Source organism: Chroococcidiopsis cubana SAG 39.79 (assembly GCF_003991895.1).
Lineage (GTDB): Bacteria > Cyanobacteriota > Cyanobacteriia > Cyanobacteriales > Chroococcidiopsidaceae > Chroococcidiopsis > Chroococcidiopsis thermalis.
This window is the reverse complement of sequence record NZ_RSCK01000016.1, coordinates 76,228-101,497: the sequence shown is the minus strand read 5'-3', so window position 1 is coordinate 101,497 and position 25,270 is coordinate 76,228. Positions and strand designations below refer to the sequence as shown.

22 protein-coding genes are annotated in these 25,270 nt (G+C 43.5%); 15 read left to right on the top strand and 7 right to left on the bottom strand.

What is annotated here, in order from left to right; all coding sequences use genetic code 11:
* Window positions 1–61: 61 nt before the first annotated feature.
* Entirely contained in the window at window positions 62–2,782 is a 2,721-nt protein-coding gene (locus tag DSM107010_RS12875; protein ID WP_127023091.1) for a TonB-dependent siderophore receptor, read from the top strand.
* Between the two features lie 102 nt (window positions 2,783–2,884).
* Here the strand turns inward: DSM107010_RS12875 and DSM107010_RS12870 are convergent, their stop codons facing one another.
* Complete coding sequence (locus DSM107010_RS12870; RefSeq protein WP_127023088.1) at window positions 2,885–3,526, bottom strand: Uma2 family endonuclease; 642 nt, start codon at window positions 3,524–3,526, stop codon at window positions 2,885–2,887.
* A 202-nt stretch (window positions 3,527–3,728) separates the two neighbouring features.
* Between DSM107010_RS12870 and DSM107010_RS12865 the strand changes: the two genes are divergently transcribed.
* The gene (locus DSM107010_RS12865; protein ID WP_181246473.1) at window positions 3,729–5,258 is read left to right on the top strand and encodes an alpha/beta hydrolase; all 1,530 of its coding nucleotides are present in this window, start codon (window positions 3,729–3,731) and stop codon (window positions 5,256–5,258) included.
* Between the two features lie 55 nt (window positions 5,259–5,313).
* On the top strand, window positions 5,314–5,913 hold the full coding sequence (locus tag DSM107010_RS12860; protein WP_015153397.1) for an MBL fold metallo-hydrolase: 600 nt from the start codon (window positions 5,314–5,316) through the stop codon (window positions 5,911–5,913).
* 33 nt (window positions 5,914–5,946) lie between these two features.
* Here DSM107010_RS12860 and DSM107010_RS12855 read toward each other — a convergent pair whose 3' ends face one another.
* Window positions 5,947–6,546 (bottom strand): hypothetical protein, encoded by a 600-nt coding sequence (locus DSM107010_RS12855; RefSeq protein WP_106169285.1) that lies wholly within the window; start codon window positions 6,544–6,546, stop codon window positions 5,947–5,949.
* 199 nt (window positions 6,547–6,745) lie between these two features.
* Entirely contained in the window at window positions 6,746–7,702 is a 957-nt protein-coding gene (locus DSM107010_RS12850; protein ID WP_015153395.1) for a metal ABC transporter solute-binding protein, Zn/Mn family, read from the bottom strand.
* 52 nt (window positions 7,703–7,754) lie between these two features.
* On the opposite strand from DSM107010_RS12850, the gene DSM107010_RS12845 reads away from it, so the two are divergent.
* A complete protein-coding gene (locus DSM107010_RS12845; protein WP_106169284.1) occupies window positions 7,755–8,495 on the top strand; it encodes a metal ABC transporter ATP-binding protein in 741 nt (246 codons plus the stop codon).
* Between the two features lie 37 nt (window positions 8,496–8,532).
* Complete coding sequence (locus DSM107010_RS12840) at window positions 8,533–9,420, top strand: metal ABC transporter permease (protein ID WP_015153393.1); 888 nt, start codon at window positions 8,533–8,535, stop codon at window positions 9,418–9,420.
* A gap of 36 nt (window positions 9,421–9,456) precedes the next feature.
* Here the strand turns inward: DSM107010_RS12840 and DSM107010_RS12835 are convergent, their stop codons facing one another.
* Complete coding sequence (locus tag DSM107010_RS12835) at window positions 9,457–9,780, bottom strand: hypothetical protein (protein WP_015153392.1); 324 nt, start codon at window positions 9,778–9,780, stop codon at window positions 9,457–9,459.
* 509 nt (window positions 9,781–10,289) lie between these two features.
* Between DSM107010_RS12835 and DSM107010_RS12830 the strand changes: the two genes are divergently transcribed.
* The 3 genes from DSM107010_RS12830 to DSM107010_RS12820 all read left to right on the top strand — a co-directional run bounded on the left by DSM107010_RS12830 (window position 10,290) and on the right by DSM107010_RS12820 (window position 14,891).
* The gene (locus tag DSM107010_RS12830) at window positions 10,290–13,040 is read left to right on the top strand and encodes a hybrid sensor histidine kinase/response regulator (protein ID WP_106168291.1); all 2,751 of its coding nucleotides are present in this window, start codon (window positions 10,290–10,292) and stop codon (window positions 13,038–13,040) included.
* A gap of 376 nt (window positions 13,041–13,416) precedes the next feature.
* Window positions 13,417–14,376 (top strand): response regulator, encoded by a 960-nt coding sequence (locus DSM107010_RS12825; protein ID WP_015153390.1) that lies wholly within the window; start codon window positions 13,417–13,419, stop codon window positions 14,374–14,376.
* 50 nt (window positions 14,377–14,426) lie between these two features.
* Window positions 14,427–14,891, top strand: a complete 465-nt coding sequence (locus tag DSM107010_RS12820) for a hypothetical protein (RefSeq protein ID WP_015153389.1) — start codon at window positions 14,427–14,429, stop codon at window positions 14,889–14,891.
* Here DSM107010_RS12820 and DSM107010_RS12815 read toward each other — a convergent pair.
* On the bottom strand, window positions 14,812–15,594 hold the full coding sequence (locus DSM107010_RS12815) for a class I SAM-dependent methyltransferase (RefSeq protein WP_106168292.1): 783 nt from the start codon (window positions 15,592–15,594) through the stop codon (window positions 14,812–14,814). The two genes, DSM107010_RS12820 and DSM107010_RS12815, sit on opposite strands and share 80 nt — an antisense overlap.
* A 678-nt stretch (window positions 15,595–16,272) precedes the next feature.
* Between DSM107010_RS12815 and DSM107010_RS12810 the strand changes: the two genes are divergently transcribed.
* The 4 genes from DSM107010_RS12810 to DSM107010_RS12795 all read left to right on the top strand — a co-directional run bounded on the left by DSM107010_RS12810 (window position 16,273) and on the right by DSM107010_RS12795 (window position 20,715).
* The gene (locus tag DSM107010_RS12810) at window positions 16,273–17,877 is read left to right on the top strand and encodes an NAD(P)H-quinone oxidoreductase subunit 4 (protein WP_106168293.1); all 1,605 of its coding nucleotides are present in this window, start codon (window positions 16,273–16,275) and stop codon (window positions 17,875–17,877) included.
* A gap of 250 nt (window positions 17,878–18,127) precedes the next feature.
* The gene (gene thrC / locus DSM107010_RS12805; RefSeq protein WP_015153386.1) at window positions 18,128–19,429 is read left to right on the top strand and encodes a threonine synthase; all 1,302 of its coding nucleotides are present in this window, start codon (window positions 18,128–18,130) and stop codon (window positions 19,427–19,429) included.
* A 129-nt stretch (window positions 19,430–19,558) separates the two neighbouring features.
* On the top strand, window positions 19,559–19,834 hold the full coding sequence (locus DSM107010_RS12800) for a MoaD/ThiS family protein (RefSeq protein ID WP_015153385.1): 276 nt from the start codon (window positions 19,559–19,561) through the stop codon (window positions 19,832–19,834).
* Window positions 19,835–19,968: 134 nt separating this feature from the next.
* Window positions 19,969–20,715: a DUF2996 domain-containing protein gene (locus DSM107010_RS12795; protein ID WP_127023085.1), complete on the top strand. Its 747-nt coding sequence runs from the start codon at window positions 19,969–19,971 to the stop codon at window positions 20,713–20,715.
* Window positions 20,716–20,804: 89 nt separating this feature from the next.
* Here the strand turns inward: DSM107010_RS12795 and DSM107010_RS12790 are convergent, their stop codons facing one another.
* Both DSM107010_RS12790 and DSM107010_RS12785 read right to left on the bottom strand, forming a co-directional pair.
* Window positions 20,805–21,284 carry an NINE protein gene (locus DSM107010_RS12790; protein ID WP_127023082.1) on the bottom strand — a complete coding sequence of 160 codons (480 nt, stop codon included), beginning with the start codon at window positions 21,282–21,284 and terminating at the stop codon, window positions 20,805–20,807.
* Between the two features lie 36 nt (window positions 21,285–21,320).
* Window positions 21,321–21,554, bottom strand: coding sequence for a hypothetical protein (locus tag DSM107010_RS12785; protein WP_127023080.1), 234 nt, complete (start codon window positions 21,552–21,554; stop codon window positions 21,321–21,323).
* Window positions 21,555–21,731: 177 nt separating this feature from the next.
* Between DSM107010_RS12785 and acsF the strand changes: the two genes are divergently transcribed.
* The 3 genes from acsF to DSM107010_RS12770 all read left to right on the top strand — a co-directional run bounded on the left by acsF (window position 21,732) and on the right by DSM107010_RS12770 (window position 25,174).
* A complete protein-coding gene (gene acsF / locus DSM107010_RS12780) occupies window positions 21,732–22,808 on the top strand; it encodes a magnesium-protoporphyrin IX monomethyl ester (oxidative) cyclase (protein ID WP_015153382.1) in 1,077 nt (358 codons plus the stop codon).
* A gap of 291 nt (window positions 22,809–23,099) precedes the next feature.
* Window positions 23,100–23,759, top strand: a complete 660-nt coding sequence (locus tag DSM107010_RS12775; RefSeq protein WP_373425510.1) for a hypothetical protein — start codon at window positions 23,100–23,102, stop codon at window positions 23,757–23,759.
* A 371-nt stretch (window positions 23,760–24,130) separates the two neighbouring features.
* Entirely contained in the window at window positions 24,131–25,174 is a 1,044-nt protein-coding gene (locus DSM107010_RS12770) for an aldo/keto reductase (RefSeq protein WP_106170651.1), read from the top strand.
* Window positions 25,175–25,270 lie beyond the last annotated feature (96 nt).

Genomic DNA, 25,270 nt, shown 5'->3' with positions numbered 1-25,270 from the left:
CACTGATTGCAATTAAGAGTGATTGGCAATAAAGCTTCATCAACTGGTGTCAGGAGTGAATATGAGTGGCTGGAAGTCGTCAAGGATTTGCGTATGGGCGATCGCCTCTATAGCGTTGAGCTTGCTGGGAATGTTGCCGAGTCGAGCAGTTGAAGTTAAGACTGAAGCATCGAAATCGCCAGTTAGTAACGAGTCCCGATTTCAAAACCTGCAACGTCCGGCAACGACTGTTAAAGACTGGCTAGCTCAAAATTCAACGCCAATCGAGATTACAGGGGTACGACTTAACCAAACTGCTAGCGGTTTGGAAGTGTTATTAGAAACTACTAGCAAGCAACCGCTATCGATTGTAATTTCCGGCTACGGAACAACTTATGTAGCTAACATTGTCAATGCTCGTCTAGCTCTACCAGAAGGAAGCTTTCGTCAGGAAAACCCCATTGCAGGAATTACCGTTGTCAGCGTTACCCAGCAGGGAGCAAATGGGATTAGGATGAGTGCGATCGGCTCTGAAGGTATACCAGTAGCAAAGGTCAGGCAAAGTAATGGCAATACCGTTTTCAGTTTAACTACTCCTACTGTTCCCACAGCCCAAACACCCACACCTTTCTCGCCACCAGAAGGGGAAACCGTGCCGCTTCCAACTCCGACTCAACCAGGAGAATCTACACCAGAAGTACAAGAGGAAATCCCTGCACCACAAGCACCCGCGCCAGATGGAACCGCACAAGGGGACGAGGAAATGGAAATTGTGGTGACAGGGGAGCAAGATGGATACAGCGTACCAAATGCAACAACTGCTACCAAAACTGACACACCCCTGCGAGATATTCCGCAATCAATTCAAGTTGTGCCGCAACAGGTGATTGAAGACCGCAACGTGAGAAGTGTGACTGAGGCACTGGAAACAGTTAGCGGTGTAGCTACTGGTGCTAGACCCTATGGTGGTGCGCCGATTACATTCAGAATTATTAGAGGATTTGACCAGGCTGGTTCAGGCGTTGTCAATTTCCGAAATGGCTTTCCAGATGGTGATTTTTATGTCTTGTCACCCATTGGAACAGTCGAGCGAGTGGAAGTTCTCAAAGGACCCGCTTCAGTTTTGTTTGGAGCTGGGGAACCAGGTGGTATTGTTAACACGGTCACTAAAAAACCCCTGAGCGAACCCTACTACAAGCTGGCATTTGAGGCAGGAAATTACGGACTCTATCAGCCCAGTATAGATTTTTCAGGTCCTTTGAATGCCGACCAAACTCTACTTTACCGCTTCATTGCCAGCTATCAAGGATCGAGCGATTTTCAAGACATTTCTAATACAAAACTAACAGCGATCGCCCCCTCCATTACTTGGAAGTTGGGAGAGCAGACAAATTTAGAGTTTTACTACGAATTCACGAACCTTGCTGCCGACCCTGCTGCTGGTCTTTCTACTGCTGTGCTTCTGAGCGATGGTAGTTTAACACCACGAGACTTTGTTACTTTCTATCCTGAATTACAATCGATCGATGTCACTACTCATAGATTTGGCTACACCCTGGAACACGAATTTAATGACAATTTGCAGCTTCGCAATAATATTGCTATCAATCTGACTCGTTTTGGAGAGGATGTAGGTACGGGTTTCACACTGGTAGAAGATCGCTTTTTAGATCCGGTACAAGCCAGTACATTTGTCTATGAGAGAAACAATTATTTTGGACAGATTGACTTGCTTGGCACGTTCCAGACTGGAGCGATTTCCCATCAGGTTTTAACGGGTTTTGATTTCAACCGCAATAGTAATGTTGGTAATGGCTTTGAAGCTGGTACGCCTGTACCGCCTATAGATATCCGCAATCCCAGCTATGATATCCCCACACCTGAATATTCAAGACGTGGTACGTTCTCTGATTCTGATTTTGTGAGGAGATCCTACGGTGTTTACCTCCAGGATCAGATCGCTTTGGGTGAGAATCTGAAATTACTGGTCGGCGGTCGCTATGATTGGGTTTCAACTGACTTTGAAGGAGACTTCAATACACCTGGAGAAGTAATTACCTTGCCAACTCGGAATGATGATGCCTTTAGCCCTCGGATCGGCTTGGTGTATCAGCCTAGCGAAAACGTTTCTCTCTACGCCAGCTATACGCGATCTTTTTTCTCTGTTTATGGCTATGACAACCAAAGCTCAGATGAAGATGTCATATTCGATCCGACAAGGGGAACTCAATACGAAGTCGGCGTAAAAACCGACTTTTTAGCCAGAAGGCTTTCAGCAACCTTAGCAGCCTATCATCTCACTAAGACAAATGTTCTTACACCCAATCCAGATGACCCCGACTTTTCCATTCAAACTGGAGAACAGCGCAGTCAAGGAATCGAGCTAGATATTACAGGTGAGATTTTACCTGGTTGGAATGTAACTGCTGCCTATGCTTACACGGATGCAGAAGTCACTGAAGATAACACGTTTCCGGTCGGCAATCGATTGCCAAACGTGCCAGAAAATCAAGCCAGTCTGTGGACAACCTACGAGATCCAAGCAGGGGATCTAGAAGGTTTAGGTTTTGGTCTGGGGTTGTTTTATGTGGGTGCGCGACAAGGAGATTTAGATAACTCGTTTGAAATGGGCGATTACTTCCGTACTGATGCAGCCCTTTACTACCGGAGAGGTCGTTTTAATGCGGCGATTAATATGCGCAACCTATTTGATATAGACGCTGCTGCATTTGCCTACAGCAGAGCATACATTCAAAGAACCGAACCGTTTACAATCGTTGGCTCCATCAGTTGGGAGTTTTAATCGATCGCCCTGTTAGCGATCGCATGTCAACCCCGAAAATTTCAACTTTCATCCACATTGTTGAATTAGATTATTGGTGAGACTAATTGCGATCGCGCTGATTCATCCTGGCGATCGCGTTCTTAGTTGCTCTCGAAACGCCATCACCGCATCAAACTGTTCCTCTGGTTTCACATAGTTTGCTAATAACCCCGTGTCACAATCCGGCAATAACTCGCTTGTTGTAATTCGCTCGTATTCCTCAGCGCGTAGATGATAAATCGTAAATTGCCCGCTTTCCCAAACCCACACTTCCGTTACCCTCAACCCGCGATAAATCTCTAGCTTATCCACCATGCCACTACTCAATACAACCTCAATCGCTAGATCGGGAAACTCCTTTTTCTGCCCCAAGCAATAGCACTCATCTGGCTCCAATCCGCGCTGTTTCGCCACCTTACGAAATGTTGCCGAGCCGATTGCATGAAAGCGGATGCGCGACTCCTGAAAGTACGCCTCCATTAACATCCCAATCGTTTTTTTAAGTTCTTCGTGCAGTGAAGAGGTGGTCATAATTTCTAGAGTTCCTTCCAAATAGCTCAACCGCAACCCTGGAAAATCATCGCCCAAGGTTGCTAGCAACAATTCATACTGCTGCCAACTTACGCCCTCCAGCACTACACGCTGTTCTGACAAGGGTTGTGAAATCGCTGAAGACAATAGTTGAGAATTCATCAGGATTCGCACTCCAATTCGTCCTTCCATATTAAAATATCGAAGCTTCTACCACGGAGATAAAATCCTTTGCGTCAATCTGGCGCGAATTGTTATCGCCATAAAATTGCTCCATTATTGTAGGCTGAGTAATCGGTAGTGAATTTTTCTATCCCACTCCCGTACGGGCGGGTTCACCAAAAAACTCTTTTCTCAACTAATATTCTGAGTGAACCCGCCCCTACGACTCCCGATGATTGTGACTCGCCAACGCTTATTTCTATTTATTATTGCTTTACTCCTCATCGTACTTTCCTGGTGGCAAATTGCGGCTGCAAGAACTGGGCTAATCGTACAATCCCTCTCTAGAGATGGCATACCAATGCTGTATGTCGCACCAGTGCGATCGCCAAAAATACCAGGAGTACTGATAGCTCACGGTTTTGCAGGCTCTAAGCAATTAATGTTGGGTTATGCCTACACGCTGGCTGATGCAGGCTATGCGGTGATGTTGTGGGATTTTAGCGGGCATGGAGCTAATAGCAAACCCTTGGCACGATCGTCACTCCAAGCCGATCTCGATACTGCATACAAAGCTTTACTCGCTCAGCCTAGAGTCGATCCGCAACGAGTCGCTGTATTGGGACATTCGATGGGTAGCGGTGCGGCGATGACAGCAGCAATTCAACAAAGCGATCGCTTTACTGCAACTGTGGCGATCTCTCCTACTAGAGCCGCAGTTACACCCCAAGTTCCCGCTAACTTGCAACTACAGGCAGGAAATTGGGAACCGCGTTTTGTTGCCACTGCCCAGCAATTACTACAACAAGCAGGGGGAGAAAGTCAAGGGCGATCGCTCGTCATCGTTCCCAATGCCGAACATATTACTATTCTCTTTCGCCAAGCTAGCCACCAAGCAGCTAAAACCTGGCTCGATCGCAGTTTTGGTATTCAAAATTCCAGCAATTATATAGATAATCGCATGACTTGGTATGGCGTACATCTATTTGCGTGGCTTCTCATCTTAGGCGCTGTTGCTCCTACGATCTTAAGCGAGACAACACTACGTCAGCCACCGAGAGTCTGGCAGCGCTTTCCCGCAAGAGGAGTATCAGATCTGCTGTTTCAAGCAGCAATTCAGGCTCACAATTCTGACACTGTAAGTAAAAGCGATCGCCTTAAAAGTTGGATTGGTTTAATCTTGAGTCCTTTAGGGGCAATTGGCATACTCGCATTACTAAACCGCAACACAGACATTGCCAGCTTAGGTGGCGTGTTAGTAGGTGGTGCGTTGGGAATTTGGTTTTATGCGGCTGGTATCGTCTGGCTGTTGGCTAACTTGCGTTTACCGCGTTTGACTCTAGCAGGATTGGGATTGGGTTTGGGGCTGTTTCTCCTGCTTTGGGTTGCTTTTGGGGCGATGGCGCAGGTAGTCTGGTTACAGTGGTGGTTGGTTCCCGTTCGCTTGCAACTGTGGCTGTGGTTATCGTTGCTGTGTTTTCCCTGGCTGCTTGCTTCCGGTATTGCCCAAAGACAAAGTAGCCTTAAATCGCGATTTATTTGGTGGTTGGGACAAAGTTTAGTCTTAGTCATAGGACTGTCGGCAACAATCCAAATGCTGCCCCAAATTGGTTTTATCTTCCTCTTGTTGCCTATCTTCCCCTTATTTTTGGCAATGTTCGCGATCGCATCTGCCTCTGTCAAAGATGTTTGGGCTTATGCAATTGGATGTTCTCTATTTTTCAGTTGGGCGATCGCGGCTGCTTTTCCCCTGGTAGGATAACCTAAGCTTAAATTCAGTTGCCAATAATATCAGTGTTAGCAATCGAGAATGGCTTATGAAATCGTTGCATCGCCCAGATATGTATGCATGGTCGATTTTCGACCGCGATCGAAACATGGATTTCAATAGCTACATTTGGATTCGCCCCAAAGGTAATATCCTCATCGATCCTTTAGCATTATCAAACTACGATTTCGATCGCCTCAATTCTTTTGGTGGTGCAGCTTGGATTATTATCACGAATTCCGACCATATCAGAGCAGCTAAAGGGATCGCCCATGTCACCGGAGCGAAAATTGCTGCCCCATTAGGTGAAAAAGAAACCTTCCCCATTGCGTGCGACTGCTGGTTGATGGATGGGGATGAGTTAGTCTCAGGGTTACAAGTTTTTGCTTTATCTGGTTCCAAAACTCTTGGGGAATTGGCACTGTTAATTGAAGGTAAAACTTTAATTACAGGTGACTTAATTCGCGCCCCCAAAGCTGGTAGCCTGACAATTTTGCCCGATAATAAGCTCAGTCACAAAGCGGATGCTGTAGCCTCAGTCCGCCGCATTGCTGCGATCGATAGTATTGAAACCGTACTCGTAGGTGATGGTTGGTCGATCTTTCGCAATGGTAGCGATCGCCTCAAGGAACTAGCAGCAACGCTATGAGGGTATGGGGTGTGGGACGTAGGATACTACACCCTAATGCAGTTGGTTAGGATCTTCTAGAGTTATTGGGAGTTCGGTATTTTCGACTCGGTTAGGATCTTCCAAACTAGGGGGAAGTTCTGTATTTTCCGTTCTGTCGAGATCGTTCGCTCTTTCGGAAGTGCCTGCATCTCCAAATTCCTCTTCTACCACACAACCAGCTACAGAAACCGAATATTTATGACCTGTAGTGCTGATATCTCCAACTCTCACATTGACCTGATAGGGTTGATTGTCACGACGGGGAATAGCTGCAATTTTTAGCGGTTGACCTTCTAGCAGCCTCACCGAAGAATTGCGATAGAACTGATCCTTCGTACCATCGCTATATTTCAGGTAAACCGATATGTTGTACTTAGCAGTCTGTTCTGGCATCAGATCGACGACAAAGCGATCGAACGTAGCACCACCCGGTACGCCAAAATCGGTATTGTAGTTATTCCGAGAGATCAGCATTCCTGGTGCGGAAACGATTTTTCTCACCTGCGTCCCATCACCCCCGATCGCATTTAACGATTCACAGCTTTGACCGTAAGCAGGTACGTTACTAGCCAACAACCCTAAAATTCCCAACACGGCACAACGATAAAACACGCCCCAACCTCCTTCTGAGCTTTATTCGCCAAAAGTCTACTAGAGATAACCATATTTTTTTGGAAATGTCAAGAAATTTATTGTTTGAAGGTTGTTGGTTGTTGGTTGGCAGTTGACACTCCCTTGTCCCAATTTTGAATTGTGAATTGCGACTCTCCCGTACGGGCGCACAGCAGTGCGCCCCTACCGACTCCCGAAACTACGGCGCGGACTCAAATGCCGCATAACTACCCCCTAATCCCTCGACAATCGTGCGGGTATTGGCAACTAGCATCTTTGGGTAAGTATCGCCGTCTGTGCCTGGTTCTCCTAATCCATCAGCGTAGAGTTCTCTATCTGCAACTTTGACTTTTGCTTCCCTTGCTACAGCTTCAATCAGTTGCGGATTAACTGTCTTTTCGGCAAATATTGTCGGAACGCCAGATTTTCTGATATCTTTGACGAGTTCTGCTACCCTGGCAGCTGTAGGTCTTTCTTCCGTGCTAATCCCTTGTAAGGCTCCTTCAATTGGAATTCCATAAGCATTTGCATAGTAACCCATTGCATCGTGGGTGGTGACTAATTTACGCTGTCCAGGTGGAATTGTCTGAATCTGGGATTTAATCCAAGTATCGATCTGTTTGAGTTCACCCGTCAGTTGTTTGGTATTGCTGGTATATTTTGCGGTGTTATTCGGAAATGCTTTTGACAAGGAGTCAGCGATCGCATTGGCGATGCGAATACCGTTTTGGGCATTATGCCATACGTGCGGATCGGTAACGGTTTGTCCGTCTTCCTCAAGTTGTTGGGGTTTGGGAACGCCAATCTCATGCACTGCTACTTTAGGTACGGGGTTAGAGGTGGCTTTGATTAGTTTAATGAGACCAGACTCAAAGTTGTAACCACCATACAAAATTAATTGCGCTTGCTCGATCGCTTTGCTATCTTCTGGTTTCGGTTGATATAAGTGAGGGTCAGCACCAGGCTCGATTAAACATTTTAAGTCTATGGTGTTTGCCGCGATTTCTTGAGTTAATCCGCAGGTAACGCTGTTAGTTGCAACTACAAGTGGTAAGTTATTTTTCTGCGCGATCGCCTCATCCCCTTTAAGATTCAATCCAGCTAGACCAAGTGCGATCGCAAAGGTCGCTATAGATTTGACAGACAACTTTAACATCTTCTTTTCGAGCTTGGGTGATAATGATTATCATTGTGCTATAAGAAGGCGTATGTTAGAAGTCCAACATTTAACCGTCAGCTATCGAGGTGTATCTGCTGTTGAAGATGTCAGTTTTCGCCTGCAACCAGGACAAATCGTTGGCGCGATCGGTCCTAATGGTGCGGGTAAAAGCACGATGGTCAAGGCAATGTTGGGTTTAGTACCAGCTGTAAGTGGAGTGGTAAAGTATCGCGATCGCGCCTTAAAACAACAGCTGAATGCAGTAGCATACGTCCCTCAACGCACGCAAATTGACTGGGATTATCCCGTGACCGTGTGGAACGTTGTCATGATGGCACGAACGAGACAGACGGGATGGTGGCGCGAACCCAATCGTCAATCTAAGCAAATTGTCGCTACTGCTATAGATCGAGTTGGGATGTGGGAACTGCGTCACAGACAAATTGGCGAGTTATCCGGCGGACAACAGCAGCGAGTCTTCTTAGCGCGATCGCTAGCACAGGAAGCAGAATTATTCTTTTTTGACGAGCCATTTGTTGGTATCGACAAGAAAACCGAAACAATTATGTTTGATGTATTTTCCGAATTAAAATTGCAAGGTAAAACTCTATTAGTTATTACCCACGATCTCGCCACAACATTAATCAAATGCGATCGGCTCTTATTATTAAATCGTCAGTTAATCGCCAACGGTTCTCTCAAAGAAGTCACGACAACAGCCAACATCCAACGCGCCTACGGTGACAGCATTTTGTTAATTCGGAATTCGGAATTCGGAATTCGGAATTAGTAGCTCTCACGAACAAATAACAAATAATAAATGACAAATGACTAACTTATTACTCGAACCGCTAAGTTTTGAATTTATGCGTTTAGCGCTAGTAACAGCAATTTTACTAGGTATACTTTGCTCGGTTATCGGCACTTACTTAATCGTACAACGGATGGGTTTATTAGGAGATGTTATTGCTCATGCAGTGTTACCAGGACTAGCGATCGCATTTTTTCTAGGAATTGATATATTTGTCGGTGCATTTATTTCCGGTACGCTCAGCACGTTTGTCATCTCTTGGATTCAGTCTCAGTCTCGAATCAAAGTCGATGTAGCAATGGCTTTGGTTTTTTCGGGCTTTTTAGCATTAGGAATTACTCTAATTACCGTACTCAAAAGCAAACTAGATTTACATCAGTTTCTCTTTGGCGATCTTTTAGGAGTCACCACAATCGATGTATGGAAAACTTTCGCGATCGCCATCATCATATTGCTATTAGTTAAGCTATTTTACAAGGAACTATTATTCTATACTTTCGATCCCTTGGGCGCTCAAGCTGTCGGTCTACCAGTCACTTTAATTCACTTAGGCTTAACATCTGCTATTACCTTAACAATTATTGCGAGTATGCAAGCAGTAGGTATAGTGTTAGTAGTTTCGCTTTTAATTGGACCTGGAGCTACAGCTTACTTACTCGTGAAAGAATTACATCAAATGATGATTTTTGGATCGATTATTGGAATTTTTAGTAGTGTCACTGGAATGTATTTTAGCTACTATTTCAATGTTCCTTCTGGTGCGGCGATTGTCTTAGTAGTTTCAGGGTTATTTATATTAGCACTATTATTCAGCCCTTCCCAGGGCATTTTAACCCAGCCAGCAGTAGCAAATCGTTCTCTTTCAATCTTAGGTCAATTCAAACAATCGAACAAACGAATTTAAAAATATAGAGACGTTACATGTAACGTCTCTACACTGTCAAAGCGGTAGCTTACCTTGTAATTGCTGAACTGCAACGATACAACTAGAACAGTCACAACCATATCTTTGAATTGCAGCCTGCGACTCTTCATCAGTGAAATCTAAAGTAGGAACTTCATCTTTTGATGGATTTTCTGTAACATTGGTAAAAGGTTTAGGAGTTGGGCGATCGAATACTATGTCAACTAAGGGAGGAGATACCGATTTTGAGGTATCGTTAGGTTGAGTAACAATTTCTCTAGCCTGAGCTGGATCGGGAGCTATAAGTATTAATGCCATCAGCGTAGGACAGGCAAATAAGGCTAATTTAGATAACTTCATAAGTCACGCCATAAAGAATTATCTGGTTGGCGCAGATTTTAACTGATTTGAGCTATTTTGTAAACAATTTTTTCAATTATCTAAAATTTATGCATCACAGAAAAGAGATCGATCGCCACACTTAGTTGTCTAGATTTACAAACGCGCTCGTCAATCGATCTTTTTAGTATTACATTTTACTTTTTTAGTGTTGCGTATTTTACTTAATTTGGTGTTCATTATTGAACATGATGTTAGATAAGCTCCTAATTAAATTGCTAGATGACTTCAACTTCCATAGCAGTTCTAAATGATTTGTAAAGCAGGCTTCTCCTGCTCCGCGTTCATGAATCAAATAGGACTGCTATAGCTGCAAATATTAAAAGCAAGTGAAAATTTCTCAGTTATGTAGCCAAATAGGTTTATGAATAAGGCTTTATATAGATCGCTCGTTAGCAGTGGTTTATTTATTTTCGTAGAATAATTTTATTGTCAATAGAAGAATCTTTCATCTATGAAAGTTGTAAACTATGCGGAATTCCGTTACTGCCGATTCTAAAAAGCTACCACTACGCCTGATTCTAGTCGTGCCGTTTGTGCTCCAAATCTTTGCTGCTGTGGGACTAGTAGGATATTTCTCCTTCCGAAATAGCCAGCAGACGATAAACGACCTAGCTAATCAGCTAATGACAAAAGCTAGCCGACTTGTTAACGAACACCTTAACGCTTATCTAGCCACTCCACATCAAATTAATCAAATCAATGCCGATGCGGTAGAACTAGGACATTTGGACTTGCAAAACTATCCTAAACTAGGACATTACTTCTGGAAACAGTTACAGGTGTTTAATGTTGGCTATATTTCTTACGCAACAGTAAAAGGTGAATTTGCCGCAGCTGGCTATTACAAAAATCCCCAAGAGGCTGTAATTGATGAAGTCTCTTCAGCTACTAAAAGAAAAGATTATATATATGCTACAGATAGTCGTGGCAATCGTACTAAGTTAATTAAGAGCTTGCCAGATTACGATCCGCGATCGGAGTCTGTTTTTCAAGATACGGCGCGAGCAGGTAAACCAACTTGGAGTCAGGTTTACGCTTGGGATGAAGATCCAGATATTTTATCGGTTGCGGCTGGCTACCCGATTTACAACAAAAATAAAGCATTGCTAGGAGTTATTAGCGCCGATCTGCGCCTCACACAGATTGGTGATTTCTTGCGCCACATACAAGTGAGTCAGTCGGGAAAAATTTTTATTGTCGAACGGAATGGATTAGCTGTAGGAAGTTCGAGTCCTGAACCGCCATATACAATTGTGAATGGTAAAGCACAGCGGCTTAATTTTCTCAACAGTCGCGATCGCTTAATTCAATCTACAGCACAATATTTACAAACTAAGTTTGACAGCTTAAAACAAATTCAACATAGCCAACAGCTAGAGTATATGCTGGCAGGAAAACGCCAGTTCGTCCAACTGACACCGTGGCGAGATAAATACGGTTTGGACTGGTTAGTGGTTGTTGTCGTACCTGAATCTGATTTCATGGCACAAATTAACGCCAACACCCGTACTACAATATTGCTCTGTTTGGGAGCATTAGCGATCGCTACAGCAATTGGTGTTTATACTTCTCGTTGGATTACTCAACCAATTTTAAAGCTGAGTCGAGCCAGTCAGGAAATTGCTGCTGGAAATTTAGCGCAAACAATCACAGTTAAAGGTATTCAAGAACTCGATATTTTAGCTAAGTCCTTTCACCAAATGGCAGGACAATTAAGAGAATCTTTTGCAGCTTTAGAAACGACAAATCAAGCATTAGAACAGCGCGTGAGCGAACGTACTCTTCAACTGCAATTAGCAAAAGAGGCTGCTGATGCTGCGAATCAAGCCAAAAGCGAATTTCTTGCTAATATGAGCCATGAGTTAAGGACTCCGTTAAATGGGATTTTAGGTTACGCTCAAATTCTCCAGCGTTCTTCAAGAATTACAGAGCAAGAACATAAAGGAATTAGTATTATCTCTCAGTGTGGCAATCATCTCCTTACCCTAATTAATGAGATTCTCGATCTTTCAAAAATTGAAGCGCGCAAGATGGAACTTTATCCCATTGAATTTCATTTTCCTGCTTTTCTACAAGGGGTAGTAGAAATTTGTAGCGTTCGTGCCGAGCAAAAGAAAATTGCTTTCGTTTATAGTGCGGAAAGCGAAATACCTTCTGGGATTTACGCTGATGAGAAGCGTTTGCGCCAGGTATTAATTAACTTGCTCGGCAATGCAATTAAATTTACAGAGCGCGGGGAAGTTAAATTTACAGTTAAAAGCCGAAAACTCGAAAATTTAAATTATCAGGTAAGGTTTCAAATCGAGGATACTGGTGTAGGCATGACAGCCGAACAATTAACAAAGATTTTTTTACCCTTCGAGCAAGTGGGAGATAATAAATACCAAGCGCAAGGAAGTGGTTTAGGACTAGCAATTACCCAGAAAATTGTTTCTTTGATGAAAAGTACCATTCAGGTATCTAGTCAAATAGGAAAAGGTAGTATTTTTTGGTTCGATCTAGAAGTGACTGAAACTACAAGATGGTTGGACATAGCTAGGCTAAGGTCTCAAGGTAAGATTGTTGGTTTTCATGGCAATAAGCAGAAAATTTTAGTAGTTGACGATCGCTGGGAGAATCGTTCTGTTATTGTCAGTCTTTTAGAGCCAATTGGATTTGAACTAGTAGAGGCTGAAAACGGTCGAGAAGGTTTAGAAAAATCGTATAAATTTCATCCCGATCTCATTATTACTGACTTAGTAATGCCACTGATGAACGGCTTTGAACTGTTACAGAAAATTCGCGTCTCAGAGCAACTTTCTGGAATTGTCGCGATCGCCTCTTCTGCTAGTGTATTTGAAACTAATCAATACCGTAGTTTAGCTGCTGGAGCCGATGAATTTTTACCCAAACCAATACAAGCAGAAATTTTATTAGAAATGTTGCGATCGCATTTAAATTTAACTTGGATTTACGAACAACAAGAGAATCAAATAGTCTCATCAATTCAAGATTATGCTAGCCAGCCTCATCAAACCGAGCTGCCTCCAGATGAAATCTTGACTCAACTATACGAACTCGTCAGAAAAGGCGATCTGGATAATATTTTAACCGTAGCCTATCAATTAGAAAAGTTAAGCGATCGCTATCTATGTTTTGCTCAAGAAATTATTCAGTTAACCGAAAACTTTCAGGTTAAACAACTACGAGAAAAACTGCAAAAATACATAAAAAATTGAAGCAATGATGAGATATAGCTTTTTATTATAGCATTATTATAGCGGTTTTCAATTGGGTAAAGCACACGTTCTGTAGGGGCGCACAGCCGTGCGTCCCTACAAATGTCATGCACGCAATTGAGAATTGCTATATTTGATTTATGGACGTAAAATAGGCTTCTATGCTGCCATAGAAATGATAGATGCGAACAACAGACAATTATCTGTTGTTCGCAAAATATTTATGACTGCTATATTAAATATTAATACGATTGCTTAACGCATAAACTACAAATAAATCATCAATGTTCATTTGTATCACCCCAGCTTAAATCTGCGTTTAAGTTTATTTTTTCAACAGTAGCTCTATTTTTAAATTTAATCTTATAATAATTTAATGAAAGCTCTAAATAACGGACTGATATTAATTGTGGATGACAACCCCACAAACTTGTCAGTCTTATCGCGTACGCTAAAAAGTGCAGGATTTAACATTAGAGTTGCAATAGATGGTGAAAGCGCGATCGAGCTGGTAAATTGCGAGCCACCAGATCTCATATTATTAGATGTCCAGATGGAAGCACTGGACGGATTTGAAACCTGTAGCATACTCAAAGCAAATCCAGCCACGCAAAAAATCCCCATTATTTTTATCACTGCTTTAGCCGATCCGCAGGCTAAAATTAAAGGTTTTGCTGTCGGAGCAGTAGACTATATTACAAAACCATTTTACGAAGCAGAAGTTATCGCCAGAGTGTCAGTACATTTACAATTGAGCTTTTTAACGCGCACAGTAACGGAACAAGCGATCGCGCTGCAAAAAGCCAATCAGGAATTACAAAATCTCATCTATATAGATAGCTTGACCCAAATTGCTAATCGTCGCCAATTTGATACTTGTATCGAGAGAGAGTGGCGGCGACTAGCACGGGAGCAAGCACCGCTAGCTTTAATTTTGTGCGATGTCGATTACTTTAAAAAATACAACGATTGCTACGGTCATATCGCTGGAGATATTTGTTTACAAAGCATTGCCAAAGCGTTGATGCGTGCTGTGACACGTCCGGCAGATTTAGTCGCAAGATATGGTGGTGAAGAATTCGGAATTATTTTGCCAAATACCAATACTGAAGGTGCAATTCGAGTCGCCGAACGCATTCAAGCAGAGATCGAACAGCTTCAGATTCTCCATTCTCAGTCTGAAGTCAGTGCATACGTCACTGTGTCTTTAGGAATTAGCAGTCAACTTCCGCATCGGGAAATGTCAACTGAAAAATCGATCGCTGCTGCCGATCGCGCTCTCTATTGTGCCAAACAGCAAGGACGTAATACTTATTGTATTTGCGATCGCTTCTAGAAGACTGGCAAGCTAGATAAGAGATCCAAAGAATTTGGTATACCAATACAATGCAACCAAACCAAGCAGAGATTGAGGCAATTCGCGCACAAATTGCGGCTTTACAGCAAGAATGCGCCTCCCTCAGCGCTGAGTCACCAGAAAGTAGCTCTACCCAGGCGCAAACAACAAACGATAGCTTAGCACAGCTACTAGAAAGCTTAGCAGCTTTGACGGCGCAACTGCGACAAAAACGCGCCGAATTCAGCGCCTTGCAGGTGCGATCGCAATATCAATCGATCGAGCAACACGTCGAGGAAGGGAGAACGCAAGCTAAAGTTCACGCCGATCGAATCAACGAACTTGCAGGAGAATTAGCCGAAGAAATCCGCGCGCTTAAAGCGATCGCAGATCGAATCAGTCCGAGTTATTGGCAAGTTTACTACAAACCGTTTATCACTGGCTTTCAAACGATTTCAGTCCCTCATGTCCGTTCTGATGGAGACGTGTGGACGATTGTGAATCGCGTAGTTTAGATACAGGTGGTTTAGATATAGATTGTAGGGGTGTATCGTAATGCATCTCTACAACTACAGGCAAAGGCTTCTGATAAAAATTAAATACATGGCGATCGCTACTCTCAGCGACAAGATACTGGCTAGTAGCGAGGGGACTGAAAACAACGGGTTCAAACTGTCGCAAGTTTTGACATTCTTCAATCACAGGGAAAGGTTTGTGTCTGGTAACATCATTCCAGCCAAACACTAACATTCCGCCTGGACGCAAGCATTGAAAACATTGCTGAAACGATATCTCTGTTGCTTCTTTACTATCAATCCCATGTCCGAAGACACCGTTATAAACTATTAAGTCAAAGTTACCAGGGGCAAAATGCTGGCTTAAGTTTAATAGCGAGTCAACAACGTGTCGTTTAGAACCAAATTTTTTTCTGTTCGGATTAATTTCAATCGTCCAGTACTCTTTATTTTTGAAATAGCGATTGTACGGTTTAGTGTACCAGTCGCTACCAACAAATAGGATTTTGTGAAATTCATTACATTTGACGATGTAGGGAATAATTGCATCTTCTAATACGAAGCGATCGGGAGAGTTTAGATAAAAGCTGAAACCCTTCCTTCTAGTGACAGATATCAGAGCTAACCAGCTTTGAATTTGATTGACTAAGGGTTTAGAAAGAGCTAGTTTAGCAAGATCCTTAGCCTGCCTGAGAATACTCATAGATACAATAACCTTAATTAAAATAAATTTTTGTCAGAAAAACTTTTAGCAATCTCGACCATTTTATTTAAGGTAAAAGTAGTCAATCTGCGATCGATCTGAGCTGAGATTTGCTTCCTGACTCGACCTAGCTATCAAATTTTTTCTGACTTAAAGAATAGTATAAAAAGTTTTTTAAAAAATAGGAAGATTCTAAATTTGACGAGTAAGAACAAGTGATTTCGTTCGCCGACTAAAATCGCTTTGTTTTAGCAAATCGATGACTTATTTGCTCAGTAGATAAACTGTGTTCAAAGTTACTTTAAATATTTTGTGTAACTGTCTAAAATTTTATTTATCAAGAAAAAATTACAGTATAAAAAATATCATTTTATTTCTGTTGAATAACCTATTTAAAGACTTTTATTTGCGTGTAATACTGAAGACTACTCAGTGTAAATGTAGCGAAGAGCAACATGGTGATTTTTCTTTATCGCTGCTTCTGGCGTGCGAGTTGCTCAATGATAGTATTTCTCAGTACTACCATATTTTATAAGTAGTTTTTTATACTGCAATGTGTTGTAAGTATTTTTACTGTAAAAGTTAAAATTTTTAGCAAAGCAGGTAAAATTACCTTTGCAAATCTTTACTTAACTTAATAAAATAGAAGCCATAGATAGTAAGTATTTATTCCCAGCCATGTTTCCCGAACAAGTCCCTTGGCTAAGCATCATCACCCTACTACCGCTAGTAGCCAGCCTAGCCATTCCTTTGATTCCAGACTCTAAAGGCATTGTTCGCTGGTATGCTCTCGGAGTCGGGATTGCAGATTTCTGCATCATGCTCTATGCCTTTTGGCAGCATTTTGATTTACAAAACTCTACATATCAACTCGTCGAAAGCTATGCTTGGATTCCCCAGATTGGTTTAAACTGGTCGGTTGCCGTTGACGGTTTATCCATGCCTCTAGTGTTGCTAGCAGGTTTTATCACCACGATGGCAACATTGGCAGCGTGGAACGTGACAAACAAGTCACGCTTGTTCTACTTCCTAATCTTGGTCATGTACAGCGCCCAAATTGGCGTGTTTGTTGCCCAAGATGTATTGATGTTCTTCTTAATGTGGGAAATCGAGCTAGTCCCTGTATACTTGCTGATCTCCATTTGGGGAGGACAAAAGCGGCGCTACGCTGCCACTAAGTTTATTCTGTATACTGCTGCTGCTTCTATATTTATTCTGATATCTGGTTTAGCAATGGCTTTTTACGGGGATACAGTCACCTTCGATTTGACTGCCCTGGGGCTGAAACACTATCCTAAAGTCTTGGCAATGCTAGCCTATGCGGGATTCTTTATCGCCTTCGCTGTTAAATTGCCAGTATTTCCCCTGCACACTTGGCTACCAGATGCTCACAGTGAAGCATCTGCCCCCATCTCAATGATTTTGGCTGGGGTATTGCTAAAGATGGGTGGTTATGCGCTCATCCGCTTTAATATCGAACTACTACCCGATGCTCACGTTTACTTTGCACCAGTCTTGGCAATATTGGGAATAGTTAACATTATTTACGGTGCTTTTGCTGCCTTCGGTCAAGGTAATCTCAAGCGGCGACTCGCTTATTCTTCCATAGCCCACATGGGTTTTGTCCTGATTGGGATTGCTTCCTACACTGATTTAGGCATTGGCGGCGCAGTATTGCAAATGGTTTCCCACGGTTTAATTGCCGCTTGTTTATTCTTCCTATCGGGAGTAGCTTACGATCGCACCCATACTTTAATCATGGAAAAGATGGGGGGGATGGCGAAAGCAATGCCCAAAGTCTTTGCTTCATTCACTGCCGCTTCAATGGCTTCTTTAGCTTTACCCGGAATGAGCGGATTTGTGGGTGAGTTGACGATATTCCTCGGCATCACCACCAGTGACGCTTACAGTTCTGCGTTTAAAACCGTCGTCATCTTCCTCGCCGCTGTTGGTTTAATTCTGACTCCGATTTACTTGCTGTCCATGTTGCGGCAAGTCTTCTATGGAAAAGAAAATCAGGAATTGGCATTCGAGTCATATTTAGGCGATGCTAGACCGAGAGAAGTTGCGATCGCCATGTGTCTGCTAGTTCCCATCGTCGGTATTGGTTTGTATCCTAAAATTGCTACGCAAACCTTTGATGTCAAGACGGTAGCAGTCGCAAGCCAAGTACGTACCGCCCTGTCTACCGTGGTAGCACAGCAGCCCAAGACTCCTCTATATTCTCGCCTGCTGGCTGCACCTCAGTTAGCCGTGACTCAGACATCAAATTTGGCTGAATAGTCATTTGTCAATTCTTTGTATTTATCTGTAGGGTGCGTTAGTTACTAACGCACCCTACATTTTTGCATCTCCAGATGATGATAGCGGTTTTCAATTGGAGCAATACACGTCTGGTAGGGGCGCACAGCTGTGCGCCCCTAATTATGTTGTTGTCGAACAAATCCCGACAAAAAAAGTCGGGTATGTTTGACTCGCTATATACACCGTGTTAGTATCAACCGAAGTTGACGGACAATCGAGGGAATGACTAATGACTCAGGCGATCGCAAACCAAACCAAGACAAACGCCACGTTTAGAGCCTTGAAATGTAAAGAATGTGGTGCTGAGTACGAACTACAAGCAATGCACGTTTGCGAATATTGCTTTGGACCATTGGAAGTTGCCTACGATTACAGCGCTCTGCGCGATACCGTCACTCGCGAAAGCATTCAAAAAGGACCCCACTCAATTTGGCGCTATCGTCCTTTTTTACCTGTTGCTACCGATAACCCAATTGATGTCGGGACTGGCTTAACACCTTTAGTTCGTGCCAATCGCCTAGCGCGTCGCCTCGGACTGAAAAAGCTTTACATCAAGAACGATGCTGTCAACATGCCTACCCTGAGCTTTAAAGATCGGGTGGTATCGGTAGCCCTGACTCGTGCTAGAGAGCTAGGCTTTACGACAGTATCTTGTGCGAGTACGGGGAATTTAGCTAATTCTACCGCGGCGATCGCCGCTCACGCAGGTTTAGATTGCTGCGTCTTTATCCCCGCCGATTTAGAAGCAGGTAAGGTTTTAGGAACTTTGATCTACAGCCCTACTGTAATGGCAGTACAAGGTAACTACGACCAAGTCAACCGCCTCTGTTCTGAAGTAGCGAATACATACGGCTGGGGTTTTGTCAATATCAATTTGCGCCCCTATTACTCCGAAGGTTCCAAGACTTTAGGTTACGAAGTTGCAGAACAACTGGGTTGGGAACTCCCAGACCACGTAGTTGCGCCTCTAGCTTCTGGTTCCCTGTTCACCAAAATCTACAAAGGCTTCCAAGAATTTACCGAAGTTGGCTTAGTAGAAGGCAAGCACGTCAGATTCAGCGGCGCGCAAGCCGACGGATGTTCGCCGATTGCCCAAGCTTACAGAGATGGCAAAGACTTTATCAAACCAGTAAAACCGAGTACGATTGCTAAATCAATCGCGATCGGTAATCCCGCTGATGGTGTCTATGCCTTAGATATTGCGCGGAAAACAAATGGTAATATTGAATCAGTCAGCGATCCTGAAATTATCGAAGGCATCAAATTACTAGCAGAAACTGAAGGTATCTTTACCGAAACCGCAGGTGGAACCACGATCGCCGTGTTGAAAAAACTGGTAGAAGCAGGTAAAATCGACCCCGAAGAAACTACCGTTGCTTACATCACTGGAAATGGCTTGAAGACACAAGAAGCCGTCCAGGGATATGCAGGCGAACCCCTAACAATTGAGCCAAAACTCGATAGCTTTGAAAGAGCATTAGAGCGTTCTCGCACCCTCGAACGCCTAGATTGGCAACAAGTTTTGGTCTAATTTTAGATTTTGGATTTTAGATTTTAGATTGGTAATGGGTAGTTGGTAGTTGGTAGTTGGTGATTAATCAGCACCGACTCCCGACTCCCGACTCCCGACTCCCGACTCCCGACTCCCGACTCCCGAAACATGGCTATCAAAGTACTAATTCCGACTGCATTGCAAAAGTTCACCAACAATCAAGCTACTTATGAGGGTAGCGGTAATAGCGTCTCCGAGCTGATTGAATCCTTAGAACAGGGTTTTCCTGGAATTAAGTCCCGTTTGTGTGACGAACAGGGACAACCGCGTCGTTTCTTGAATCTATACGTGAATAGTGAAGATATCCGCTTTTTAGATGGTATAGATACACCTTTAAAAGAAGGCGATGAAGTGAGTATCGTCCCTGCGGTAGCTGGCGGTTAATTCAGTTAACAGTTAACAGTTATCAGTGTAGAGACGTTACATGTAACGTCTCTATTATCATGTCACAATAATTTTAAGGAAAAAGTTATAAAGCGATCGCTCTTATACCTATAGATCGAGGAATGAGTTGAGCAATGGCAGAAGAAAATCAGAATCCAGAACAGGCTCCAGCAGGAGAAACGGCAGGCGAAAACGCGCCACCCAGCACTGTAGATAAACAAGCTCCTGATGTCGTTGCAGAAAATCTTAAAACGACTTCTGACCCAGAAGCTTCAGAGATTCCTACTGCCAACGCACCAGTTCCAGAAGAGAATCTAGTGGCGAACACGGACGAGGCGAAGGAAAAAGGCACGGCGACAGCAGAAGCTCCAAATGAAACTGATCAGCAAGCAAAAGCAGCTGACAAGCCAGGTTCCAAAAAACCCGACGCATCGCCTAAAGCCGATAAGCCAGCCGCCGCTAAAGCAGCAGGTGATAAACCCGCCGCTAAAGCTAAGAAAGAAAAAGGTCCAACAGTCGAAGATAAACCATTTACTGAATTCATCCAACAAGATTACATCCCAGCAATTGAGAAGGCTTTAAAAGCTCAAGGAGCCGTGGATGTAGACTTAACGCTTACCAAGCAAAAAATTCCTGTAGTTGGTTTAGAGCAGCAAGAGTGCTGGCAAATTGTTGGCAAGTGGCAAAATGTCTCGCGACAATTCAACCTTTATTTCCCTGATGAAGATATTCAAGGCAAGAAATATTTCTCTTGCAATGAAGGCTCTCGACCCAGCACTATCGAGCATTTTCTGGGTGACGAACGCAAGATGACGCTCGACCTTCTCATGTGGGGAATCGTCCAGCGGTTGAACGGTCAAAAGTGGCTGTCACTGAATTAGTTAGAGCTATATTCTCGTTTTCGTGCATGATATTTGTAGGGGCGCACAGATGTGCGCCCCTACGTTGCATTTTATGCAAATGCAAATCGCTACGATGACAATTCAAGGAATTTGTAAACAACCACTCCAGTTGCAGGATGATTGTCAACTCCTACATAACCAGACTTGACCATCTCTTTTAAAGTTGTTTCTACTTGAGCAAAAGTAGCACCAGTATCCATCACGCCTTGCGTGACGGAAAGCTTACCCCCATGCGCCGCCGCAGCTTTGAGCAATTTAACCATCAATTGCTCTTTCGGATTTACTTGGATTGTCTGGGTAGCAACTACCGCGTCTGATAGCGGTACGCCAGCAGCAGATAAACCCATTTTGGCTCTTAGCTTAGCGTTGTAATCGTCTACCATATCGGGAATTAGAAATAAATCGATCAATTGTCCGACACCAAATAAACCAAAAGTAAACAGCCACAACAAACCCGTGGCTATTTTGCCGTTATAGAAGCGATGCAACCCGTAAACTTGAAGCAAACAACCCAACCACAGAATATAAGAACTACTAGTTTTATTCATAAGTTGTGTGGATAATCAGGGAGCGTATTTTCTATGTTAGAGATTGGGAATGGGTAGTTGGTAGTTGTTAGTTGTTGGTGAGTGGGTGGTGGATAGTGGCGCTTTGGCTAGAATCGCTTTCTTGTCTTCCTTATCTTCCTTGTCCCCCTTGTCTTCCTTGTCCCCCTTGTCTTCCTTGTCCCCCTTGTCTTCCTTGTCCCCCTTGTCCTCCTTGTCCCCCTTGTCCTCCTTGTCCCCCTTGTCTCTCGACTCCCGACTTCTAATACACAAATCAGTCTGTTTCGCCTAAAAAGTGACAAATTTGTAAAAAAAATTGATGGGGTGTAGTAACTCTTAATGTGGTAAAGCGACGCGATCGCCCTGAACCCTTGGTAGACTGAATTTTAGATAATAAATTGCGCTCTATCTTTTGTTACAGAGATAAGAACCCCACAAGAGCAAAACGACATGGTAGATTCCCTGAAAAAGCCGAGCTTTGAAGAAATACGTCCTGGGGTAAAAGCTCCAGCCAAGGAAACCATTCTCACGCCTCGGTTTTACACCACAGACTTCGATGAAATGGCGCGGATGGATATTTCCGTCAACGAAGATGAGTTGAAAGCAATACTCGAAGAGTTTCGTACTGACTACAATCGCCATCACTTCGTCCGAGATGAAGAATTTGAACAATCTTGGGATCGCATCGATGGGGAAACTCGCCAATTATTTGTTGAGTTTTTAGAGCGTTCTTGTACGGCAGAGTTTTCTGGTTTCTTGCTGTACAAAGAACTCAGCCGCCGCTTGAAGGGGAAAAACCCTGTATTAGCAGAGTGTTTCGCCCTCATGTCACGAGATGAAGCCCGTCACGCAGGCTTCCTAAATAAAGCGATGTCTGATTTTGATTTGTCGCTTGATTTAGGATTCTTAACCAAGAACCACACGTATACTTTCTTCAAACCGAAGTTTATCTTCTACGCCACTTATCTATCGGAAAAAATCGGTTACTGGCGCTACATCACAATTTACCGTCATCTCCAGGCGCATCCTGAAGATCGGATTTATCCAATTTTCCGCTTCTTTGAAAACTGGTGTCAAGACGAAAACCGTCACGGAGATTTCTTTGATGCCATTATGCGGGCGCAACCGCAAATGTTAAATGACTGGAAAGCGCGGTTATGGTGTCGCTTCTTCCTGTTGTCGGTGTTTGCCACGATGTATCTTAACGATATTCAGCGGGCTAAATTCTATGCTTCCATCGGCTTGAATGCGCGAGATTACGATGTCTACGTGATTGAGAAGACGAACGAAACCGCAGGACGGGTATTTCCGGTGATGCTGGATGTAGAGAATCCAGAGTTTTACCAACGCTTAGATGTTTGCGTGAAGAATAATGAAAAATTAACGGCGATCGCTAGCTCTAATACGCCGAAGTTTCTACAATTCTTCCAGAAATTACCGTTCTACGTTTCTAACGGTTGGCAACTCTTGCGCTTGTACTTGATGAAGCCAATTGACGTTGCCCCATCTCACGGAATGGTACGATAGCAACTTTAAGTTTTGCTCCGCTAAAGTGGTTCTGTACTATGCAGAACCACTTTTTTTGTGAAAGAATCGCCAAAATCTCGAAAGTTCGGCTGGAATCTCGGTTTGTTGAAATTACGTCACGGCAGATCCCCCCAACCCCCCTTATCAAGGGGGGCAATCAGCTCCCCCTTTTTAAGGGTGGCTAGAGAGAATCTGACAAGACATATTCCCCCTTTTTTAAGGGAGGCCAGGGGGGATCTGACAAGACATATTCCCCTCTTTTTAAGGGGGGCTAGAGGGGATCTCATCGTTCTGTTCCTTCTCATCTCTACACCTGCGTGGAGTCAACCGCAGCAACACAAAACCCCTAGCGCTGCGGATTTAGATTTAAAACCAGAAATTATTGAAAGCAGCCCTGTTCTACAGCGCTGGATGCGTCAAGTACCGAACGTGCTAGAAGAGATCGATCGCGATCCGAGTTTTCGTACCCGTCTGCGGCTAGGATATTCTTTATTTCCTTCAACAGATAATGCTAGTGGTTGGAATTTTGGTATAGAGGATTTATTTATTAGTAAAAGTGGTTTGACGATTAGTGGAGATTATCATGCAGCTTTCGATCGCCAGCGCGAGGCTTATGGTGTAGACTTACGTTATTACGTGCGCCCTTTGGGAAAGTACATCAATTTTGCGCCGATAATCGGCTATCGACATATGGAAACAGGCGATTATTCCACTGATGGCGTACATTTGGGCGCAAGGCTGCTCTTGGTATTATCTCGCGGCGGTGCGGCAGATATTGCTCTATCTCAAAGTTGGGTGTCTCCTGGTACGGATGATGAAGTGGGATTGACAACACTCTCTTTTGGCTATGCTGTCACTCGCGATTTGCGGTTGTCTACAGATTTACAAAGGCAAAATTCGCGTCAAGAAAAAGATAGTCGGCTAGGAATTGTGTTGGAATGGATGTTGTGAGATTTTGGTATGGTGCCGCAATCGCATTGCGTACCTGCTACAACCACTGGCTACAATAGCGAAGCGATCGACGTTTGATGCTCTACCGGACGGCTATCTTGTCTGTTACCGAGCATAACATCTATCTAAAGATAGATCGTTATAAATATTGCCTAGCTTAAGATATATCTAGCTATTCCGCTAGTTCATGTCTTAACAAGACTAAATCGTTCTAACAGCCCGCATTAAGCGGGTTTTTTCATGTTTATTTTCCGATCGCGCTGCTCCCAAATCCGTGCAGCAGGCAGATGAACTGTATGCTATTGGAAAGAACGAGGCAATAGCAGATCGTACTTGCACTGAGATTGTACTTGCACTGATGGAGAGTATCTATGCGCTACAAACTATTAGGTAACAGTGGATTGCGCGTTTCCGAACTCTGCCTGGGGACGATGACTTTTGGTGAAGATTGGGGGTGGGGAAGTTCTTACGAGGAAAGTCGTAAAATATTCGATGCCTTCGCCGCTGCGGGTGGTAACTTTCTCGATACGGCAAATCTCTATACCAACGGTACGAGTGAAAAGTATGTTGGTGAATTTGTTGCAGGCGATCGCCATAAATGGGTGATTGCGACAAAATATAGTTTAAACACGGGTAATGGCGAAATCAATGCTGGTGGCAACCATCGTAAGAATATGGTGCAGGCAGTAGAAGCCAGTTTGCAGCGATTAAATGTGGAATATATCGATTTACTATGGTTGCACGCTTGGGACTTCACTACGCCTGTAGAAGAGGTGATGCGATCGTTTGACGATCTGGTACGCATGGGTAAGATATTGTATATCGGTGTTTCCGATACTCCAGCTTGGATTATCTCGCAAGCAAATACCCTAGCAAATCTGCGCGGCTGGACACCTTTTATTGGATTGCAGATCGAATATTCTTTGAAAGAAAGGACACCCGAACGAGACTTATTACCAATGGCACAGGCGCTTGGAATTGGCGTGACAGCTTGGAGTCCCCTCGGTGCTGGTTTATTGACAGGTAAATACAATCGTCCAGCAGAGGAGACGGACGAACCAGGAAGACTAAGCAATCCAAATGCAGCCCAAATTAGCGATCGCGATTTAGAAATTGCAGCAGAGGTGACTAAAATAGCCACAGAAATTGATAAAGTACCTTCACAAGTTGCACTCAACTGGATACGGCAACAACCAGGCGGAATTATGCCTATTATTGGCTCCCGTAAACTGAAACAGGTTGAAGAAAATTTAGCTTGTTTGGAATTTCAACTAACTACCGAACAAATGCAGCGCTTAAATGATGTGAGTGCAATTGAACTCGGTTTTCCTCACGATTTTCTCAAAAGTTCGATGGTTCAAGATTTTGCCTTTGGTGGAGCGTTGACTAAGATCGATCGCGATCGCTTTTTCTAGTTTTTAGCCGACCGAAAAATTAGATTGCCAACAGAAATACTGAGTAGCTAAATATATACAAAAAGTCCGTAAAATACGGACTTTTTTATGTGGAAT